General features: G+C 69.9%; 17 protein-coding genes. 2 read left to right on the top strand and 15 right to left on the bottom strand.

The genetic code is table 11. The features are described 5' to 3' along the window. Positions 1–6: 6 nt before the first annotated feature. Entirely contained in the window at positions 7–1,113 is a 1,107-nt protein-coding gene (locus ACFYWS_RS27360) for a mechanosensitive ion channel family protein (protein ID WP_389280778.1), read from the top strand. A gap of 7 nt (positions 1,114–1,120) precedes the next feature. On the opposite strand, the gene ACFYWS_RS27355 is transcribed toward ACFYWS_RS27360, so the two are convergent. The 6 genes from ACFYWS_RS27355 to ACFYWS_RS27330 form a co-directional block, all read right to left on the bottom strand. Further along, positions 1,121–1,867, bottom strand: a complete 747-nt coding sequence (locus tag ACFYWS_RS27355; protein ID WP_389280776.1) for an SDR family NAD(P)-dependent oxidoreductase — start codon at positions 1,865–1,867, stop codon at positions 1,121–1,123. A 166-nt stretch (positions 1,868–2,033) separates the two neighbouring features. Beyond that, a complete protein-coding gene (locus ACFYWS_RS27350; protein ID WP_389280775.1) occupies positions 2,034–3,620 on the bottom strand; it encodes a Na+/H+ antiporter in 1,587 nt (528 codons plus the stop codon). Between the two features lie 151 nt (positions 3,621–3,771). After that, on the bottom strand, positions 3,772–4,251 hold the full coding sequence (locus tag ACFYWS_RS27345) for a GNAT family N-acetyltransferase (RefSeq protein WP_389280774.1): 480 nt from the start codon (positions 4,249–4,251) through the stop codon (positions 3,772–3,774). Continuing rightward, positions 4,248–5,189: an RluA family pseudouridine synthase gene (locus tag ACFYWS_RS27340; protein ID WP_389280772.1), complete on the bottom strand. Its 942-nt coding sequence runs from the start codon at positions 5,187–5,189 to the stop codon at positions 4,248–4,250. Before ACFYWS_RS27340 ends, ACFYWS_RS27345 begins: the two co-directional genes overlap by 4 nt. An 82-nt stretch (positions 5,190–5,271) precedes the next feature. Then, positions 5,272–5,865 (bottom strand): signal peptidase II, encoded by a 594-nt coding sequence (lspA, locus tag ACFYWS_RS27335; RefSeq protein WP_389280770.1) that lies wholly within the window; start codon positions 5,863–5,865, stop codon positions 5,272–5,274. A gap of 98 nt (positions 5,866–5,963) precedes the next feature. Then, positions 5,964–6,938, bottom strand: coding sequence for a TraR/DksA C4-type zinc finger protein (locus ACFYWS_RS27330; RefSeq protein ID WP_389280769.1), 975 nt, complete (start codon positions 6,936–6,938; stop codon positions 5,964–5,966). A gap of 626 nt (positions 6,939–7,564) precedes the next feature. Here ACFYWS_RS27330 and ileS point away from each other — a divergent pair. Continuing rightward, positions 7,565–10,702: an isoleucine--tRNA ligase gene (gene ileS / locus ACFYWS_RS27325; RefSeq protein WP_389280767.1), complete on the top strand. Its 3,138-nt coding sequence runs from the start codon at positions 7,565–7,567 to the stop codon at positions 10,700–10,702. A 221-nt stretch (positions 10,703–10,923) separates the two neighbouring features. Here the strand turns inward: ileS and ACFYWS_RS27320 are convergent, their stop codons facing one another. From ACFYWS_RS27320 to ftsW, 9 genes are all read right to left on the bottom strand, one after another. Further along, positions 10,924–12,108: a DivIVA domain-containing protein gene (locus ACFYWS_RS27320; RefSeq protein ID WP_389280766.1), complete on the bottom strand. Its 1,185-nt coding sequence runs from the start codon at positions 12,106–12,108 to the stop codon at positions 10,924–10,926. A 61-nt stretch (positions 12,109–12,169) separates the two neighbouring features. After that, entirely contained in the window at positions 12,170–12,448 is a 279-nt protein-coding gene (locus ACFYWS_RS27315) for a YggT family protein (RefSeq protein ID WP_389280765.1), read from the bottom strand. 74 nt (positions 12,449–12,522) lie between these two features. Then, entirely contained in the window at positions 12,523–13,167 is a 645-nt protein-coding gene (locus tag ACFYWS_RS27310; RefSeq protein ID WP_389280763.1) for a cell division protein SepF, read from the bottom strand. A 126-nt stretch (positions 13,168–13,293) separates the two neighbouring features. After that, positions 13,294–14,022 carry a YggS family pyridoxal phosphate-dependent enzyme gene (locus ACFYWS_RS27305; protein ID WP_389280762.1) on the bottom strand — a complete coding sequence of 243 codons (729 nt, stop codon included), beginning with the start codon at positions 14,020–14,022 and terminating at the stop codon, positions 13,294–13,296. Positions 14,023–14,028: 6 nt separating this feature from the next. Further along, positions 14,029–14,769, bottom strand: coding sequence for a peptidoglycan editing factor PgeF (gene pgeF, locus ACFYWS_RS27300; protein WP_389280761.1), 741 nt, complete (start codon positions 14,767–14,769; stop codon positions 14,029–14,031). 45 nt (positions 14,770–14,814) lie between these two features. Further along, complete coding sequence (gene ftsZ / locus ACFYWS_RS27295; protein WP_389280760.1) at positions 14,815–16,053, bottom strand: cell division protein FtsZ; 1,239 nt, start codon at positions 16,051–16,053, stop codon at positions 14,815–14,817. Between the two features lie 298 nt (positions 16,054–16,351). After that, positions 16,352–17,155 (bottom strand): cell division protein FtsQ/DivIB, encoded by an 804-nt coding sequence (locus ACFYWS_RS27290; protein WP_389280759.1) that lies wholly within the window; start codon positions 17,153–17,155, stop codon positions 16,352–16,354. Between the two features lie 39 nt (positions 17,156–17,194). After that, a complete protein-coding gene (gene murG, locus ACFYWS_RS27285; protein WP_389280758.1) occupies positions 17,195–18,286 on the bottom strand; it encodes an undecaprenyldiphospho-muramoylpentapeptide beta-N-acetylglucosaminyltransferase in 1,092 nt (363 codons plus the stop codon). 6 nt (positions 18,287–18,292) lie between these two features. Beyond that, positions 18,293–19,621 (bottom strand): putative lipid II flippase FtsW, encoded by a 1,329-nt coding sequence (gene ftsW / locus ACFYWS_RS27280; protein WP_389280757.1) that lies wholly within the window; start codon positions 19,619–19,621, stop codon positions 18,293–18,295. Between the last annotated feature and the right edge of the window lie 81 nt (positions 19,622–19,702).

Genomic DNA, 19,702 nt, shown 5'->3' with positions numbered 1-19,702 from the left:
CGTGGCATGGAGAACGTACTGCGTCCACTGATCGTCATTGGTGGCTCGGTCGTGCTCACGCTGTTGGTGGGGTGGGCGGTCGACCGGGTACTGCTCCGCACCGACCAGCGCCACCACGAGACGCCGTTGTGGGGACTGCTGCGCCGCTGCCGGCTGCCGCTCCAGCTCGTGCTCTGCGCGGCGCTGCTGAGAGGCTCGTACGACCAGGCGGGCCTCACGGACGAGAACGACGGTGCCATTGGAGAAACGCTCAATCTGGTTCTGATCGGCGCCACCGCCTGGCTCGCCGTCCGGATCTCCTCCGCCGTCGTCGAGTCGTCCTACGCCCGCTACGCCACCGCTCAGCGCGATCCGGCGCGGGTCCGCCGCGTGCGCACCCAGGTCACCCTGATCCAGCGCGTCGTCATCGCGGTCGTCGGCGTGGTCGCGGTGGCGGCGATGCTCCTGACGTTCCCCGCCTTCAGAGCGGCCGGGGCCTCGCTGCTCGCCTCGGCGGGCATCCTCGGCATCGTCGCCGGTGTCGCCGCGCAGTCCACGCTCGGCAACCTCTTCGCGGGCCTGCAGATCGCGTTCGGAGACATGGTGCGGATCGGGGACACCGTGGTCGTGGACGGCGAGTGGGGCACGGTCGAGGAGATCACCCTCACCTTCCTCGCCGTACGCACCTGGGACGAGCGCCGCATCACCATGCCGGTCTCGTACTTCACGTCGAAGCCGTTCGAGAACTGGTCGCGCGGCGGCGCGCAGATGACCGGCACCGTCTTCCTCCACCTCGACCACAGCGCGCCCGTGCCCGAGATGCGCGAGAAGCTGCACGACATCCTGCGCGAGTGCGCCGCCTGGGACGGCCGCGACTGGGGTCTCGCCGTCACCGACACGACGCCCAGCACGCTGCAGGTCCGCGCCCTGGTCACCGCCAAGGACGCGGACGACATCTGGACGGTGCGGGTCACCGTCCGCGAGCAGCTCGTGCGCTGGCTGACCGATCAGCACCCGTACGCGCTGCCGCGGATCAACACGGCGACGGCCCGTCTCGCCCCGGACGACACGGACTCCCTGCCGGACCACGTCCTCACCCGCAACGGCCGCGCGCCCCGGACGGGCCGGGGCTAGGGCCCGTCTAACGCCCCAGGACCTCCCCGCCGTTGACCTGGACGATCTGTCCGCTGACATGGCCGCCGCCCGGCGACGCCAGCCACAGCACGGTGGCCGCGATGTCGTCGGGCGTCCCGGCGCGGCCGGTCGGGATGGCGTCGACCCGGCGCCGGTACTCCGCCTCGGGCATCGAGGGCCCGAAGAAGTCGGTGTCCTCGATGTAGCCGGGCGCGACGGTGTTCACGGTGATGCCGCGCGGGCCGAGGGCCTTGGCGAGGTCGTACGTGTACGGGTGCAGGGCCGCCTTGGACGCGCCGTAGGAGCCCTGGCCCGAGCCGCGCAGCGCCGCGATGGAGGACACGAACACGATCCGGCCGCCCGGCGAGGCGACGTGCTCGCGCAGCGCCTCGGTGAGCAGGACCGAAGTGAGCGTATTGATCCGGAAGTTGGCGTTCCAGTCGTGGGCGACGGCTTCGAGCGGATCGGCCCCTTCCGGAGCCGGGAGCAGCCGGCCGCCGAGCCCGCCGGCGCTGTGCACCATCACGTCGACCGTGCCGTCGAACGCCTCGAGCGCGAAGCCGGCGGCTCCACGCGCCCCTTCGACCGTGCTGAGGTCGGCCGGGTACCTCAGGGCGCCGGACACACCGGCCTTCTCCAGGACCTCGATCCGCCGCCCGACCAGCAGCACCCGATCCCCTTCCGCGGCGAAGGCCTTGGCCGCCGCGAGCCCGATTCCCGTACCGCCGCCGGTGATTATCACGTTGCGTGCCATACGCACGAGCCTAAGGCCTGCCGTTTGGATCATGCCGAACTCGCGGGGTCTGGCACGCACGCTCGCGGCGTTGTCGTCGGTCGAGCAGGGGAGGCCCCACTGCCCCGCTCCCTGATCCGGCCTGATCCAAACGACAGGCCTCGCCACACGGCCCCCAGCCCGATCTCTAGCGCAAACTGCGCACATCCAGCTTCCTGAGCACCCGGTCGACCACCTCCGGGTCGGAGCCCGCTTCGCTGCGGGCCGCGAGGACCTCGTGCCGGGCCGCCGACATCATCTCCGCCTGGATCCGGCGGATCCGCTTGATCCGGGCGTCCCGCTTGGTCTGCTTCTCGCGCCGCTCGTCCGCGCCGATCTCCGGGTTGATGCGCAGGCCGATGTCGAACGCGCGGCGCAGCATCTGCTCCTGTACCTCCTCCGGCAGCTCCTCGACCTCCTCGATCTCCTTGAGCCGCCGCTTCGCCGCCTTCGCGGCCCGCACCGCGAGCTGCCGCTCGAACTCCCGCTCGGCGGTGTCGTCGCTGCGCACCCCGAGCTTGCGCACCAGCCACGGCAGGCTCAGGCCCTGCAGCACCAGGGTCGCCATGATCACCCCGAACGCGAGGAAGACGATCTCGTCCCGGTCCGGGAAGGGCGAACCGTCGTCCATGGTCAGCGGGATGGCGAGGGCCAGGGCCACCGAGGCCACGCCGCGCATTCCGGCCCACCACATGACGACCGTCTCGCGCCAGCTCACCGGGATGTCCTCGTCGACATCGCGCCGCACGTGCATCCGCCGTGTCACCCACGTCATCGGCAACAGCCACAACAGCCGTACGACGATGACGACACCGACGACCGCGCCCGCCCAGCCGAGCATCTCGCCCCAGCGGCCCTCCGCGGTCCTGACGACGTTGTGCACCTCCAGGCCGATGAGGCCGAACGCGACGCCCGTGACGAGGGTGTCCACGACGTCCCAGAAGGCCCGCCCGGTGAGCCTTGTGAGCACGTCGTCGGCGTCGAAGGCGTGCTCGGCCAGGAACATGGCCGTGGTCAGGACCGCGAGCACGCCCGAGCCCTTGAGCTCCTCGGCGAGTACGTACGAGGCGTAGGGGATCAGGAGCGTGAGGCCGATCTGGAGCGTGGCATCGCCGAGATAGCCGATGATCTTGTTCGCGATCCAGCCGAGCGCCCAGCCGACGGCGATGGCGACGACCGCGGACAGGACGAGTTCCAGCGCGGCGTGCGGCACCGAGAAGGTGCCACTGACCGCGGCGGCGATCGCGACGTGGTAGAGCACGATCGCGGTCACATCGTTGAACAGACCCTCGCCCTCCAGGATCGACACCATGCGCCGGGGCAGGCCGAGTTGGCCCGCGACGGCGGTCGCGGCGACCGGGTCGGGCGGCGCCACCAGCGCGCCGAGCGCGACGGCCGCGGCGACCGGCAGGCCCGGCACGATGGCGTCGGCGACGAAGGCGACCGCGGCCGTGGTGACGAAGACCAGGGCGACGGCGAGCAGGAAGATCGGCCGTTTATTGGCGGCGAACTGGCGCCAGGACGTGCGGTGCACGGCCGCGTAGAGCAGCGGTGGCAGCACGAGCGGAAGGATCAGATCCGGGTTGATGTCGACGTTCGGCACCGCCTGGATCAGCGCGAGAGCGATGCCGAGCAGGGTCATCAGGACCGGGGAGGGCAGGCCGAGCCGGTCACCGAGCGGGACGGTCAGCACGGCCCCGAGCAACAGCACGAACAGCAGGGCCAATTGATCCACCGGGGACTCCGACCAGACTCGACGATCATGTGCGTTCCGGCCTCAAGAGTGCCACGCGCTTCAGATCAAACCGGTCTTTTTGGGTCCCGGGGCCCCGACGCCGCAAGGCCGCAAGTCCGCGACACAGGGATACCGCCGATACCGCCGCTGCCTAGCCGAGCGTCTTGCGCATCGCACGGTGGTCGATGCCGGCGTCGAGGAACTCGGGCCCGTACGCGACGTACCCCAGGCGCTCGTAGAACCCCAGCGCGTGCGTCTGCGCGTGCAGGTCCACGGCGGCGAGCCCACGCGCGCGGGCCGCGTCCTCGATGGCCCGCACCAGCGCGGCGCCGACACCGAGGCCACGCGCGGCCTTCGTCACGGCGAGCCGCCCGAGAGCGCCGACGTCCCGCGCCCCGCCGTTCTTCACGGCGGCGGCCTCGCCCATCAGCAGCCGACCGGTGCCGAGCGGCTCCCCGTCCTGCCGGACGGCGAGGACATGCACGGCCCCGGCGTCGTACGCGTCGTACTCGATGTCCTCGGGCACGCGCTGTTCGACGACGAAGACCTCCTTGCGGACGGCGAAACAGGCCTGCCGGTCCGCTTCGTCCTCGGCGACGCGGGTCACGTACGCGGGACGGGGGGTGCTCATGCGCTCTCCGCCCTGACCCTGTCCAGGGCCGTCTGCAGATCGTCCGGGTAGGAGCTCTCGAACTCGACCCACTGGCCGTCCGCCGGGTGCTCGAAACCGAGCCGCACCGCGTGCAGCCACTGCCGCGTGAGACCGAGCCGCTTCGCGAGCGTGGGGTCCGCGCCGTACGTCAGGTCGCCCACGCACGGGTGCCGGTGCGCCGACATGTGGACGCGGATCTGGTGGGTGCGCCCCGTCTCCAGCTTGATGTCGAGGAGCGAGGCGGCACGGAAGGCCTCGATGAGGTCGTAGTGCGTGACGGACGGCTTGCCCTCGGCGGTCACGGCCCACTTGTAGTCGTGGTTCGGGTGGCGCCCGATCGGGGCGTCGATGGTGCCGCTCATGGGGTCGGGGTGACCCTGCACCAGCGCGTGGTACCGCTTGTCCGGGACGCGCTCCTTGAACTGGCGCTTCAGCGACGTGTACGCCCGCTCCGACTTGGCGACGGCCATCAGTCCGGACGTGCCCACGTCGAGCCGGTGCACGATGCCCTGGCGCTCGGCGGCGCCCGACGTCGAGATCCGGTACCCGGCGGCCGCGAGGCCACCGATCACGGTCGTCCCGGTCCAGCCGGGGCTGGGGTGGGCGGCGACCCCCACGGGCTTCATGATCACGACGATGTCGTCGTCATCGTGCACGATCTCCATGCCCTCGACGGGCTCGGCGACGATCTGCACGGGAGCGGCTGCCTGCGGCATCTCCACTTCCATCCAGGCGCCGCCGTGCACCCGCTCGGACTTGCCCACGACCGAGCCGTCCACCGCGACCTTTCCGGCGGCGGCAAGCTCGGCGGCCTTGGTGCGGGAAAAACCAAACATGCGCGAGATGGCGGCGTCTACGCGCTCGCCTTCCAGGCCGTCGGGAACGGGCAGGGTGCGGACCTCGGGAATCGTGCTCACCCATCGAGTATGCAGGAGCCCACCGACAGTCCCGCACACGAGCCCTGTGACCTCGGCCTTCGTGCGCCTAGGGCCCCGCGCCTCAGTCCTTGTGGACCGACCCGTCGGGGTCGATGCCGCGGAAGGACAGCACCACGATCAGGATGCCTCCGCACACGATCGCCGAGTCGGCGAGGTTGAACACCGGGTAGTTCTTCGGCGCGATGAAGTCCACCACCGCGCCCTCGAAGACACCCGGCGCCCGGAAGATCCGGTCCGTGAGGTTGCCGAGCGCCCCGCCGAGCAGCAGACCGAGGGCGATCGCCCAGGGCGTGCTGTAGAGCTTCCGGGCGAGCCGGGCGATCACGACGATCACGGCGGCCGCGATCATGGTGAAGATGATCGTGAAGGCCTCGCCGATGCCCCAGGCCGCGCCCGGGTTCCTGATCACCTCGAGCTGCAGCCAGTCACCGATGATATGGACGGCGTCGCGGTGCTCCAGCTTCGCCACCACGATCAGCTTGCTGCCCAGGTCCAGGACGTACGCGAGCGCGGCCACGATGAACAGCGCGGCGATCCGCCGCCTGCCCCTGGGCCGGTCCTGGACCTGCTCGTCGACCTCGTCGGGCCGCTCCGGCTCGGCTGCCCCCGCGTCCGGGGAATCCGGCGTACCGATGATGCGCTCCGCCTCTGCCACGTGAGTCCCTCAACCTAGTGCCTGACTGAGGACGAGAGTACGGCACGCGGGGCCGCGCCCCCATGGGCCGGGGCCCTTGCGCGGGCGCGGCGACAGCTTCAGTACCGGCGCTCCTGCTTCTGCTTGCACTCGACGCACAGGGTCGCGCGCGGGAACGCCTGCATGCGCGCCTTCCCGATGGGGTTCCCGCAGTTCTCGCAGAGCCCGTACGTCCCCGCGTCCAGGCGCTCCAGGGCCCGTTCGGTCTGGAGCAGCATCTCCCGCGCGTTGGCCGCGAGCGACATCTCGTGCTCGCGGGTGATGTTCTTGGTGCCGGTGTCCGCGTCGTCGTCGCCGGCCCCGTCCCCGGAGTCGCGCATCAGCCCCGCGAGCCCCTCCTCGGCGGCGGCGATCTCGCTCCCGAGCCGCAGCACCTCGGTCTGCAGCTCGGTGCGCGCCTCCTCGGCCTCCTCCGGGGTCCAGGGATCCTCGCCGGGGCGGACGGCCAGCTCACCGGGTTCGGCGGTGCCGCGCGCCTTGGGGACCGCGCCCGGCTTCTTGGTCGCCGTGGCCGTGCCCTGAGTCTTCTTCGCAACCACTGTCGTGGCTCCCGTCGTCTTCGCGGCCTCGGCCGCGTCCTCGGCCGCGGGGGCGACCGTCTTCTTCGCGCCCGGGGCCTTGCCCTCCGCCTTCACGGCTGCGGTCGGCTTGGCCGCGGTCTTCTTCTTGGGCGCGGACTTCTTGGCGTCCGCGGCTCCGGCCGCCGCCTTGCCCGCAGCCGTCTTGCCCGTAGCTGCCTTGCCCGCAGCCGTCTTCTTGGTCGTGCTCTTGGTCGCGCTCTTCGCCGGCGCCGCCTTCTTGGTCGTGGCCTTCTCCGGTGCCGCCTTCGTGGACGCGGCCTTCGCACTCGTCTGCTTGCGGGCCGTCGTGTGCGACGCGGCGGTCGACTTCTTCTTGCCGGTGGGTGTCTGCTTCGGCTCAGGCGTCGTCGACGCCTTCGCTCCGGCCGCGTCCTTCCCGGCATCGCCGGAGGCCGCCGCGCCCGTGGTTCTTCCGGACTCCGGCTGCTGATCGGCGGTCTTCTTCGCCACCATGGTCGCGGCCCCTTCACAATTTGTGATCTTGCTCGCGAATCGTGCTGGGACGATAAATCGACTCCAGGCCCGCGGCAACGGGGCGCACCACAGGACCCGGCTCCGCGCGACGGTCTTGTGACCGACCCGCGACGAACCTGCAAGCGTTGTGCCCAGCTCCCCGCTTGGTAATCCGCCGCTCCCCCGTCCGCCCCCGGCCCGCCCGGTGACCGGTCAGGATCGGACAGCCGGCGTATGGCCATTCGGGTCACCGGACGCACCCGCACCCCGCCCGCCGGGCCCCCGCGAAAACCGGTCGGCCGCTCTCTCCCGGGCGCCGTACACTGGGCGCAGCGAGAAGCGTGGATGGGGCCGAGTAGCGGCGTACGCAGCCAAGAGCGAACCGGGGACGGTGGAAGCCCGGCGGCGAGCGCGACGCGAAGATCACCCCGGAGCCGCCGGAAGAACGCCGCAGCGCACAGCCAGCGGCCAGTAGACCCGGCATCGCGACCCCAATGAGGGGGCTCACCGGAGCGCACCACGCCCCGGCGGGCCAAGGAGGGTGGTACCGCGGGAGCGCGCCGCACACGGCGCAGCAGCCTCTCGTCCCTCCGACGGAAGAAGGCAGATCCGCCGGAGGAAGACTGATGACGCAGTACCGCCAGGTGCCCGCCCAGGTCGACCTGCCCGCCCTTGAGCACGCTGTGCTCGACTTCTGGGACGAGCAGAAGATCTTCGCCAAGACCCTGGAGCAGTCCGAGGGCCGCCCCGAGTGGGTGTTCTACGAGGGCCCGCCCACGGCCAACGGCATGCCGGGCGCCCACCACATCGAGGCCCGCGTCTTCAAGGACGTGTTCCCCCGGTTCCGCACGATGCGCGGCTACCACGTGGCCCGTAAGGCGGGCTGGGACTGTCACGGCCTCCCGGTGGAGCTGGCGGTCGAGAAGGAGCTCGGCTTCAGCGGCAAGAAGGACATCGAGGCGTACGGCATCGCCGAGTTCAACGCCAAGTGCCGCGAGTCCGTGACCCGGCACACCGACGCCTTCTCCGACCTGACGACCCGCATGGGTTACTGGGTCGACCTCGAGGACGCGTACCGGACGATGAACCCGGAGTACGTCGACTCGGTCTGGTGGTCGCTGAAGGAGATCTTCAACAAGGGCCTCCTGGTGCAGGACCACCGCGTCGCCCCCTGGTGCCCGCGCTGCGGCACCGGCCTCTCCGACCATGAGCTGGCCCAGGGCTACGAGACGGTCGTGGATCCCTCGGTCTATGTCCGACTCCCCCTCACCTCCGGTCCGCTGGCGGGCCGCGCCTCACTCCTCATCTGGACGACGACCCCGTGGACCCTGGTGTCCAACACGGCCGTCGCCGCGCACCCGGACGTGACCTACGTGGTCGCGACCAACGGCGAGGAGAACCTGGTCGTCGCCGAGCCGCTCGTCGAGAAGGCGCTCGGCGAGGGCTGGGAGACCACCGGCGAGTCCTTCACCGGCGCGGAGATGGAGCGCTGGAAGTACCAACGCCCGTTCGAGCTCGTCGAGTTCCCGGCCGAGGCGCACTATGTCGTCAACGCCGACTACGTCACTACGGAGGACGGCACCGGCCTCGTCCACCAGTCCCCCGCCTTCGGTGAGGACGACCTCAAGGTCTGCCGCGCGTACGGCCTGCCGGTCGTGAACCCGGTGCTGCCCGACGGCACCTTCTCCCCCGAGGTGCCCCTCGTAGGCGGCGTCTTCTTTAAGAAGGCCGACGAACAGCTGACCGAGGACCTCCAGGACCGCGGCCTGCTCTTCAAGCACATCCCGTACGAGCACAGCTACCCGCACTGCTGGCGCTGCCACACGGCGCTGCTCTACTACGCGCAGCCGTCCTGGTACATCCGCACCACGGCCATCAAGGACCGCCTCCTCCAGGAGAACGAGAAGACCAACTGGTTCCCGGAGACGGTCAAGAACGGCCGCTTCGGCGACTGGCTGCAGAACAACATCGACTGGGCGCTCTCCCGCAACCGCTACTGGGGCACCCCGCTGCCGATCTGGCGCTGTGAGGAGAACCACCTCACCTGCGTCGGCTCCCGCACGGAGCTGGGCGAGCTGACCGGCACGGACCAGTCGTCCCTCGACCCGCACCGCCCGTACATCGACGACGTCACCTTCACGTGCACCCACGAGGGCTGCTCCCTCGAAGCGGTGCGCGTGCCCGAGGTCATCGACGCCTGGTACGACTCGGGTTCCATGCCGTTCGCGCAGTGGGGCTACCCGTACAAGAACAAGGAACTCTTCGAGTCCCGCTACCCGGCGCAGTTCATCTCCGAGGCCATCGACCAGACGCGCGGGTGGTTCTACACCCTCATGGCGATCGGCACCCTGGTCTTCGACAAGTCGTCCTACGAGAACGTGGTCTGCCTCGGCCACATCCTCGCCGAGGACGGCCGCAAGATGTCCAAGCACCTGGGCAACACGCTGGACCCGATCCCGCTGATGGACCGGCACGGCGCGGACGCGGTGCGCTGGTTCATGGCGGCCGGCGGCTCCCCGTGGGCGGCCCGCCGCGTCGGCCACGGCACCATCCAAGAGGTCGTCCGCAAGACGCTCCTCACGTACTGGAACACGGTCGCCTTCCAGGCCCTGTACGCGCGTACGTCCCAGTGGGCGCCGAGCGAGGCGGACCCGGCCCCGGCCGACCGCACGGTGCTCGACCGCTGGCTGCTGTCCGAGCTGCACCAGCTCACCGACGAGGTCACCACAGCTCTTGAGGCGTACGACACCCAGCGCGCCGGCAAGCTGCTCTCGGCCTTCGTCGACGACCTCTCCAACTGGTACGTGCGTCGCTCGCGCCGCCGCTTCTGGCAGGGCGACAAGGCCGCGCTGCGCACCCTGCACGACGTGGTGGTGACGATCACTCAGCTGATGGCGCCGCTCACGCCGTTCATCGCGGAGCGCGTGTGGCAGGACCTGGTCGTGCCGGTCACCCCGGACGCCCCGGAGTCGGTGCACCTGTCCTCGTGGCCCGAGGCCGACCGCGCGGCGATCGACCCGCAGCTGTCGACGCAGATGGCGCTGGTCCGCCGTCTCGTGGAGCTCGGTCGCGCCACGCGCGCGGAGTCGGGGGTCAAGACCCGCCAGCCGCTCTCGCGCGCGCTGGTCGCGGCGACGGGCTTCGCCGGCCTCTCCCCCGAGCTCCAGGCCCAGATCACGGAGGAGTTGAACGTCTCCTCCCTGGCCTCGCTCTCGGACGTCGGCGGCAGCCTGGTGGACACCACCGCCAAGGCGAACTTCCGGGCGCTCGGCAAGCGGTTCGGCAAGCGCGTCCAGGACGTGGCGAAGGCGGTCGCGAACGCGGACGCCGCTGCGCTGTCCCTGGCCCTGCGCGAGGGCAACGCCTCGGTGGAGGTCGACGGCGAGAAGATCGACCTCGCCCCGGATGAGGTCATCATCACGGAGACGCCCCGCGAGGGCTGGTCCGTGGCCTCGGACTCCGGCGCCACGGTGGCGCTCGACCTGGAACTCACGGAGGAGCTGCGGCAGGCGGGTCTGGCCCGTGACGCGATCCGTCTGATCCAGGAGGCCCGCAAGAACAGCGGCCTGGACGTGGCGGACCGGATCGCCCTGCGCTGGACGTCCACGGATCCGGCGGTGATCTCGGCCCTGTTCGAGCACGCGGGTCTGATCGCCGACGAGGTCCTCGCCACGGACTTCACCCAGGCCGAGCCCGACGACACGTACGGCTCCGCCTTCACGGACGAGGGCCTGAGCCTGACCTTCCACCTCCGCAAGGCGTAACCGGGTCTATCAAGCCCGATCCACGACCGAAGGGCCGGTTGACCAGAAACGTTTCTGGTCAACCGGCCCTTCGGCGTTTCGTACCCCCTACGTACACCAGAACGCCCACCCCCAGCGGCCAGCGAAAAGACCTTGGCCCGGATCGCAGAAACGATCCGGGCCAAGGCCTGAATGAATGCCGACGCCTAGCTACTACCTGGCGCTACAAGCAAACGCGCCGCTCAGTTGTCGTCCTCGTCGATGAGGAACCCACGCATCGGCGAAGGCGCCTGCCCCATCGGCGACGGACCCTGCGGCCGCACCGGAGCCATCGGCTGCGTCATCGCGGGCGACATCTGCTGCTGGCCGCCGCCGTACGACGGACCGCCGTTCTGCTGGTTGCCACCCATCGGCTGGTTGCCACCGTAGGACGGCGCACCCGCACCGGCCGGAGCCATGGAAGGCGCCGGGGACGGCGGCAGGCTCGCGGTCGCGGGGGTACGCGGCGGGGCCAGCGAGTCGTCGGCCTGGGTCTCCAACTGGCGCAGCTGCGACTCCAGGTACGACTTCAGACGCGTGCGGTACTCGCGCTCGAAGCCGCGCAGGTCCTCGACCTTGCGCTCCAGCGTGGCGCGGGCGGACTCCAGGGAGCCCATCGCCACGCGGTGCTTCTCCTGCGCGTCCCGCTCCAGGGCATCGGCCTTGGCACGGGCGTCACGCTCAAGACCCTCGGCACGGCTGCGCGCCTCGCCGACGATCTTGTTCGCCTCGGAGCGGGCCTCGGCGATCGCCTGGTCGGCGGTCTGCTGGGCCAGCGAGAGGACACGGGCGGCGCTGTCGCCACCGGGGCCCTGACCGGGCTGCGGCATCTGCGGGCCACCGTGGCCGCCCATGGGGCCGCCCATCGGGCCACCCAGCTGCGGCTGCTGGCCCATCGGCCCCTGACCCATCGGGCCGGGACCCTGCTGCGGGCCACCCTGCGGACCATGTCCGCCGGGGCCGGCCGGCAGTTGCGGAGCACCGCTCGGCAGCTGGGGCGGGCCACCCATGGGGCCGCCCATCTGCTGCTGCGGCGGGCCCGATATACCCGCGGGCACCGGGGCGCCCGGGCCTCGCATGCCCTGCGGGGGGCCCTGCTGCTGGCCCTGCTGGTCCTGCGGACCCTCGGGTCCACCGGGACCGCCAGGTCCACCGGGGCCACCAGGCCCGCCGGGGCCCTTGCGCATGCCGCCCTGCTGCTGGTTCTGGGCAGCGGCACGGGTGGCTGCGGCAAGTTTCGCCCGCAGGTCCTCGTTCTCACGTAGGAGACGGGTCAGTTCGGCTTCGACCTCATCGAGGAAGGCATCGACCTCGTCCTCGTCATAGCCTTCTCGGAGGCGGACGGTCGTGAACTGCTTGTTCCGCACGTCCTCGGGGGTCAACGGCATCTCTTCACCTCAACGTTGTCGTCGGCATTCGGCAAGACCGTAGTTGACATCGCGCTCACCTCTAGCCCACGAGAGCAATCAGGATGTAGACGATGATCATCAGTACGAAGAAGGACAGGTCGAGCGCCACGCCCCCGAGACGCAGCGGCGGAATGAACCGCCGCAGAAGCTTGAGCGGTGGATCAGTGACAGTGTAGGTGGCCTCCAGAACGACCACCATCGCCTTGCCGGGTTGCCACGAGCGGGCGAACTGGAAGACGTAGTCCATGACCAGCCGGAAGATCAGCACGATGAGGAAGCACATCAGCGCGATGTAGACCACATCAAAAAACACGCCCATGTCGGCGGTTCCCTCTCCCCTGTGTCTCGTGCCTTGTGACTAGTTGGTAGCTAGCCGTCGAACTTTGCTGCGTCTCAGCTCTGGTTGAAGAACCCGCCCTCTGCGATACGGGCCTTGTCCTCCGCCGTGACATCGACGTTAGCAGGCGACAACAGGAACACCTTCTGTGTCACTCGCTCGATGCTCCCGTGAAGACCGAACACAAGACCGGCCGCAAAGTCGACAAGTCGCTTCGCATCGATGTCGTCCATCTCCGTCAGATTCATGATCACCGGAGTGCCCTCACGGAAGTGTTCCCCGATGGTACGGGCCTCGTTGTAGGTCCGGGGGTGCAATGTGGTGATGCGGTAGGGCTCCCGCTCGGACACGACCTTGGGCATGATCACCGGTGCGTTCTTCTCCAGGCTTTGACGTTCAGGTGTGATGGATGCCACGGGGGCGATTCGCGCCGGACGTCCGGATTCAGCGGGAAGCGAAGCGGGTTGGCGCACCGGCTCACGCTGAGCCGGGGGCTGCACCACTCTGACCGATTCCTCCACATCCGTCCCACCGTGGGAGTTGTGTGACTGATGCGACGGCTCGTGCCGTCGACGGTCACGCTCGGGCTCCGGGTCGAGTTCGGGCTCGAAGTCGTCATCGGGGTCGAACCCCCGGCCGTCGTACCCATCGTCCTCCACGAGGCCGAGGTAGACCGCCATCTTGCGCATCGCGCCGGCCATTCTCTGAGTCCTCCGCTCTGTGGTGGATCGGCTGACGTCAACCAAAGTGCCCGCGATCCACGTGGCCTCCCCGCCCATCAGCGAGAATGACCATATTTTCTGCTGTGGTCCGACTTCTTCGCGACGTTACCCGAGCCGGGGTCGGACACCCAGGACCGCGGTACCGACGCGCACATGTGTCGCTCCGGCCGCCACAGCCTGCTCAAGGTCCGAACTCATCCCTGCCGAGACCATGTTCGCAGCCGGATGGGCCGCGCGCACGGCAGTCGACAAATCCATGAGCCGCTCGAACGCCGCCTGTTGCCGCCCCGCGTAGGCCCCGGTGAGCGGCGCGACGGTCATCAGCCCGTCGAGCCGCAGCCCCGGAGCCTCGGCCACGCGAGCGGCCAACTCCTCGACTCCGCCGGGGCCGACGCCCCCGCGCTCGCCCCGGCCGTTCACATCGGCGTCGAGCGCGACCTGGATCAGACAACCCAGTTCACGCTCGACCCGCACGGCTTCCTTGGAGAGCGCCGTGACGAGCTTGTCCCGGTCGATGGACTGCACCAGATCGGCATAACTCGCCACGGAACGGACCTTGTTGGTCTGAAGCTGGCCGACAAAGTGCCAAGTAAGCGGCAGATCCGAGCATTCCGCGGCCTTGGGCGCCGCATCCTGGTCCCGGTTCTCCGCCACGTGCCGCACGCCGAGTCCGGACAGGATCCGCACATCGCTCGCGGGGTAGGTCTTCGTGACCACGATGAGGGTCACGTCGTCCCTCTTGCGCCCGGCCGCCGCGCAGGCCGCGGTGATACGTTCCTCCACCGTGGCCAGGTTCGCGGCGAGCTCCGCCGTACGTTCCTGAAGGTTCGTCATGTCGTCTCAGTCCAGCCAGACATAGCCGGCGAGTCGGCCGGTGGCCTTGTCGCGGCGGTACGAGAAGTGATCGTGCGACTCAAGTGTGCACACCGTCGACCGCTCCCGGTCACGCACCCCGAGCCGCTCCAGCTGGGCGTGGACACCGGCGGTCACATCGACGGCCGGAGTGCCCCAGCTGGTCTCGGCGTACGCCGCCGGTTCCACCGCCGCGACCTCGGCCCGCATCGCGGCCGGGACCTCGTAGCAGCGCCCGCAGACCGCGGGCCCCGTACGGGCGATGATCCGGGACGGCTCGGCGCCCCGCTCCACCATCGCCCCGACCGCGGCCGGCACCACTCCGGCGACCATGCCGGGGCGTCCCGCGTGCGCGGCGGCGACGATCCCGGCGACCGGGTCGGCGAGGAGAACGGGGGTGCAGTCCGCCGTGAGCACGGCGAGCGCGAGTCCGCGCCGCATGGTGACGAGGGCGTCCACGCACGGAATGTCGGTATCGGCGGGCCAGGGCCCGTCCACCACCGTCACGTCGGGGCCGTGCACCTGGTTCATCCACACGACACGGGAGGCGTCGAGACCGAGCGCCTGAGCGGCCAGCTCCCGGTTGCGCAGCACGGCTTCGGAGTCGTCGCCGACAGCGCCACCGAGATTGAGCTCCTCGTACGGAGCGGCGCTCACCCCGCCCCACCGGTCGGTGAAGGCGAAGTGCGCGCCACTCTCGGAAGACACTGTGTGCTGTTGTCCTGTCACCGCGGTGATCCGACCTGCTCCACCGTCACGTTCAGAAACACGTGATCACTTGAGGAAGTCCGGCACGTCGAGCTCCTCGGCCTGACTGTCCGGGTAGGACGGCCGCGGAACCTGCGGCGGGGCGGGCGGGGCCACCGGCGCCTCGTTCACCGGGGCGGGAGCCTCGGCCGGCGGGGTCGGCGTCTGCGGCTGGGACTCCTCGCGCTGGGTGACGCTGCCGAGGTTGCCGAAGGACGGACGCGAGGGCTCGGGGGCCGGCGTCGAAGGCCGCGCCGGCGTCGACTCCTCGCGCTTGGCGGTCGACGAACCGACCACGTTGTCCCGCTTGTTCGGCGGCTGCCCGCCGTCGAAGCCCGCGGCGATGACGGTGACCCGCACCTCGTCGCCGAGCGCGTCGTCGATGACGGCACCGAAGATGATGTTCGCCTCGGGGTGGGCCGCCTCGCTGACCAGCTGCGCGGCCTCGTTGATCTCGAAGAGACCGAGGTCCGAGCCGCCGGAGATGGAGAGCAGCACGCCGCGGGCGCCGTCGATGGACGCCTCGAGGAGCGGCGAGGAGATCGCCATCTCGGCCGCGGCCACCGCGCGGTCGTCGCCACGGGCGGAGCCGATGCCCATCAGGGCCGAACCCGCCTCGGACATCACGGACTTCACGTCCGCGAAGTCGAGGTTGATGAGACCCGGGGTGGTGATGAGGTCGGTGATGCCCTGGACACCGGAGAGCAGGACCTGGTCCGCCGACTTGAAGGCGTCGAGGACGGAGACCTGCCGGTCCGAGATGGACAGGAGCCGGTCGTTCGGGATGACGATGAGGGTGTCGACCTCTTCGCGGAGCTCGGCGATGCCGTCCTCCGCCTGGTTGGCCCGGCGCCGGCCCTCGAAGGTGAACGGCCGTGTGACCACACCGATCGTGAGGGCGCCGAGCGAGCGCGCGATGTTGGCCACGACGGGTGCGCCGCCGGTGCCGGTGCCGCCACCTTCACCGGCGGTGACGAAGACCATGTCGGCCCCCTTGAGGACCTCCTCGATCTCCTCGCGGTGATCCTCGGCCGCCTTGCGGCCGACGCCCGGATTGGCTCCGGCGCCGAGTCCGCGGGTGAGTTCACGGCCGACGTCGAGCTTGACGTCCGCGTCGCTCATCAACAGGGCTTGCGCATCGGTGTTGATGGCGATGAACTCGACGCCCTTGAGACCGACCTCGATCATCCGGTTGATGGCATTGACACCACCGCCGCCGACACCGATGACTTTGATGACTGCGAGGTAGTTCTGCGGTGCTGCCACGTCGAAGGCCTCTCGCCTCGAGTTACGTGTCGCCGCCTCGCGTTCTACGGTGCGACGACTGATGCCGAATTGGGGCGGTCCGGACTACTAGTTGACTACTAGTCGACTGCCGACCCGAACCCTAACGCTGAAGTTTAGGGTTACCAGTGTGTCTGTTTCCTGGACTCTTCCGAACCTGACACTAAGTCGACAAGTGGCGCCCGTTCAACGAACACGCCGAACCTCCCGTTTTTCTTTTCACCCTATGTGATCAGCCGTGTCGATGCCCAACCAGGGTGCTGGCCTGCATCAATGTGCGTCAACTCCCGGACGCGGCAGGGGCCGTGGGAACACTCACGTCCAAGTGCCTGGCCTCCGGGGCGGCTTTCATGAGAGCGGTGAGAGTGCGTGCCTTCGTGTCACCCTGCTCGGCGCTCCCCCAGTCGACGGTCCGCCCTCCGGCCAGTTCCAGCGAGATGGCGTCGTACGAACGGACCTTGACGGCCCGCGTGTCACGCGCGACCGGCTCCGGAAGCTGCCCGGCGACCCGCACCGCTTCCCGTACGAGCCGGCCGGGACCGAAGCGCCGCAAGCTCGCTTCGGCGCCCCCCTGATCCGGCGTCAATTCCAGCCGGGGAACGCCCTTCGGGGGCTTGTCGACCGTCGCGAAACGAACGCCTTTGCGGTCGACTTCGACGAACTTGTCTGAATTTTTGCCGTCTTCGACAATCAGGACCGGCTTGCGCTCCGTCACTTTCAACCCGATTCCGTGCGGCCATGAACGGACCACATCAACCGAGTCAATTCGGGGCAATTTCCGGCGCAGCCGGTCCTCAATGGCGTCCGTGTCGACGGAGATCAGCGGGGCGCCGACGGGCACGGCGGCCGCGTCGCGGACCTGAGACGCCGTCAGGACCCGGGTCCCGGAGGGCTTGACGCGCTCCACGCGCAGCCACGGCGAGCCATACAGCAGCCAGGTGCCGCCCGCGCCGAGCAGCACGAGCAGCACTCCGGCCACGACAAGGGTGCGCACGCTCGGCATGCGCACCCATCGCGCGGCGGGGGGCGGCTCGGACGCCTCGGACGACTCTCGTTCGCGTTCCGTCGTAGTGGGTCCGGCCACGTGCACTCCCTTTTTGCGGCTCGGTTCGCCTCCGAGACGTCAGCGGCGACGCGAGTTGATCGCCTCGTACACCATCCCGACGAGCAGGTCGTCGGCGTCCCTGCGGCCGAACTCGGTGGCCGCGCGGGACATCTCGTACAGCCGGTGCGGGTCGCCGAGCACGGGCAGGACATTGGCCTGGACCCACTCCGGGGTCAGCTCCGCGTCGTCGACCAGCAGGCCGCCGCCGGCCTTGACCACCGGCTGGGCGTTCAGCCGCTGTTCGCCGTTGCCGATGGGCAGCGGGACGTACGCGGCCGGGAGTCCGACGGCGGAGAGTTCGGCGACGGTCATCGCGCCCGCGCGGCAGAGCATCATGTCGGCCGCGGCGTACGCGAGGTCCATCCGGTCCACGTACGGTACCGGGATGTACGGGGGCATCCCCGGCATCTGCTGGACCTGCGGCAGTTCGTTCTTGGGGCCGACCACGTGCAGCACCTGGATGCCGGACCGCTGGAGGAGCGGCGCGACGCGCGTGACGACCTCGTTCAGGTGGCGGGCGCCCTGGGAGCCACCGGAGACGAGCAGCGTCGGCAGGTTCGGGTCGAGGCCGAACGCGGCGCGCGCCTCGGGCCGCATCCGCGCCCGGTCGAGCAGGGCGATGGTGCGGCGCAGCGGGATGCCGATGTAGCGCGAGTTGCGCAGCTTGCTGTCGGGCGAGGAGACCGCGACCTGCGCCGCGTACCGCGAACCGATCTTGTTGGCCAGGCCGGGCCGCGCGTTGGCCTCGTGCACCACGATCGGCACGCCGAGCCGCTTGGCCGCGAGATAGCCGGGCAGCGCCACGTATCCGCCGAAGCCGACGACCGCGTCCGCCTTGGTGCGCTCCATGACCTGCTCGGCCGCCTTGATGGTGCCGCGCAGCCGGCCGGGAACCGTGATCAGTTCGGGCGTGGGCTTGCGCGGCAGCGGTACGGCGGGGATCAGCGCCAGGTCGTAGCCGCGCTCCGGCACGAGACGGGTCTCAAGTCCGCGTTCCGTGCCCAGGGCCGTGATGCCCACGGTCGGGTCCTGCCTGCGCAGGGCGTCCGCGAGGGCGAGCGCCGGCTCGATGTGGCCGGCGGTCCCCCCACCGGCGAGTACGACATGCACCGAAATTCACCGCTCTCTGGACGGGCGCGCCGAGGCGCGCCGTCGCATCGTGTTCCATCTCATCCCCCGGCCTCCCGGGCTCCGCCGCATGGCGAGGGCTGCCCGCGCCGCCGGCTCGTCCCGCGCGAACGCGATCAGCAGCCCCACGGCGAACATGGTCGGAAGCAGTGCGGACCCCCCGTACGAGAACAGCGGGAGCGGGACTCCGGCGATCGGCAGCAGGCCGAGCACCGCACCGATGTTGACCACGGCTTGTGCCGTGATCCACGTCGTCACGCCTCCCGCGGCATAGCGAACGAAGGGGTCCTCCGTGCGTCCGGCCACGCGGATACCCGCATAGCCTAGAGCCGCGAACAGGGCGAGCACCGACAGCGTCCCCGCCAGGCCCAGTTCCTCGCCGGTGATGGCGAAGATGAAGTCGGTGTGCGCCTCGGGAAGTTGTCCCCATTTTTCCACACTTGCACCGAGGCCGGAACCGAAGAGTCCGCCGGAGGCCAGGGCGTAGATCCCGTGCAGCCCCTGCCAGCACATGTCGCCGGGTCCCGCGTCGGCGCTGCCCAGACAGGCGAGGCGGGCCATGCGGTTCGGGCTGGTCTTGATGAGGAGCAGGCCGATCACCGCGGCCACCGACAGCACGCCCACGAAGAGCCGCGTCGGCGCCCCGGCCGTCCACAGCAGGCCGAAGAGGATCGCGGTCAGCAGGATCGCGGTGCCCATGTCGCCGCCGAGCATGATCAGCCCGAGCAGCATGAAAGCCACAGGGACGAGCGGCACCAGCATGTGCTTCCACTGGGTCAGCAGCCGCTTGTCGTGTTTGCGCGCCAGCAGATCGGCGCCCCACAGGATCAGCGCCAGCTTGCCGAACTCGCTGGGCTGCAGCATGAAGGGGCCGCCGAGCGTGATCCAGTTCTGGTTGCCGTTGATCGCCACCCCTATCCCCGGCACCTGCACGAGGACCATGAGGAAGACGCTGACGGCGAGGATCGGGTAGGCGAGCGCCCGGTGCAGTTTCACCGGCATCCGCATCGCGATCAGCAGCAGGACGCCGCCGATGACGGCCGCGACGAACTGCTTCTTGAAGAAGTACGAGCTGGACAGGCCCATCTGCAGGGCCGTGATCATCGAGGCCGAGTAGACCATGACCAGGCCGAGGACCGTGAGCAGCAGCGCGGCCCCGATGATCAGGTAGTACGCGGTGAGCGGCCGGTCCCAGGCGCGCTTGGCCTGGGCGTACAGCCGGCGCACCGGATTGACCCGGGCCCGGTAGACCTTGCTCGTCTTCCGCGGCGGTGCGGCGGGGCGCCCGGTCGTGCGGGGAGGACTGCTACCGGCCATGACCGTCCCCCACCGATGAGCCGTACGTCTGCGCTGCCACGTTCCCCTCCCGAAGGATGCCCGGCGTCACCGGGCGCCCTC

The organism is Streptomyces sp. NPDC002795, assembly GCF_042888725.1.
Taxonomy (GTDB): Bacteria; Actinomycetota; Actinomycetes; order Streptomycetales; family Streptomycetaceae; genus Streptomyces.
Note: the sequence above shows the minus strand (reverse complement) of the source record. Positions and strands in the feature narration are given on the sequence as shown.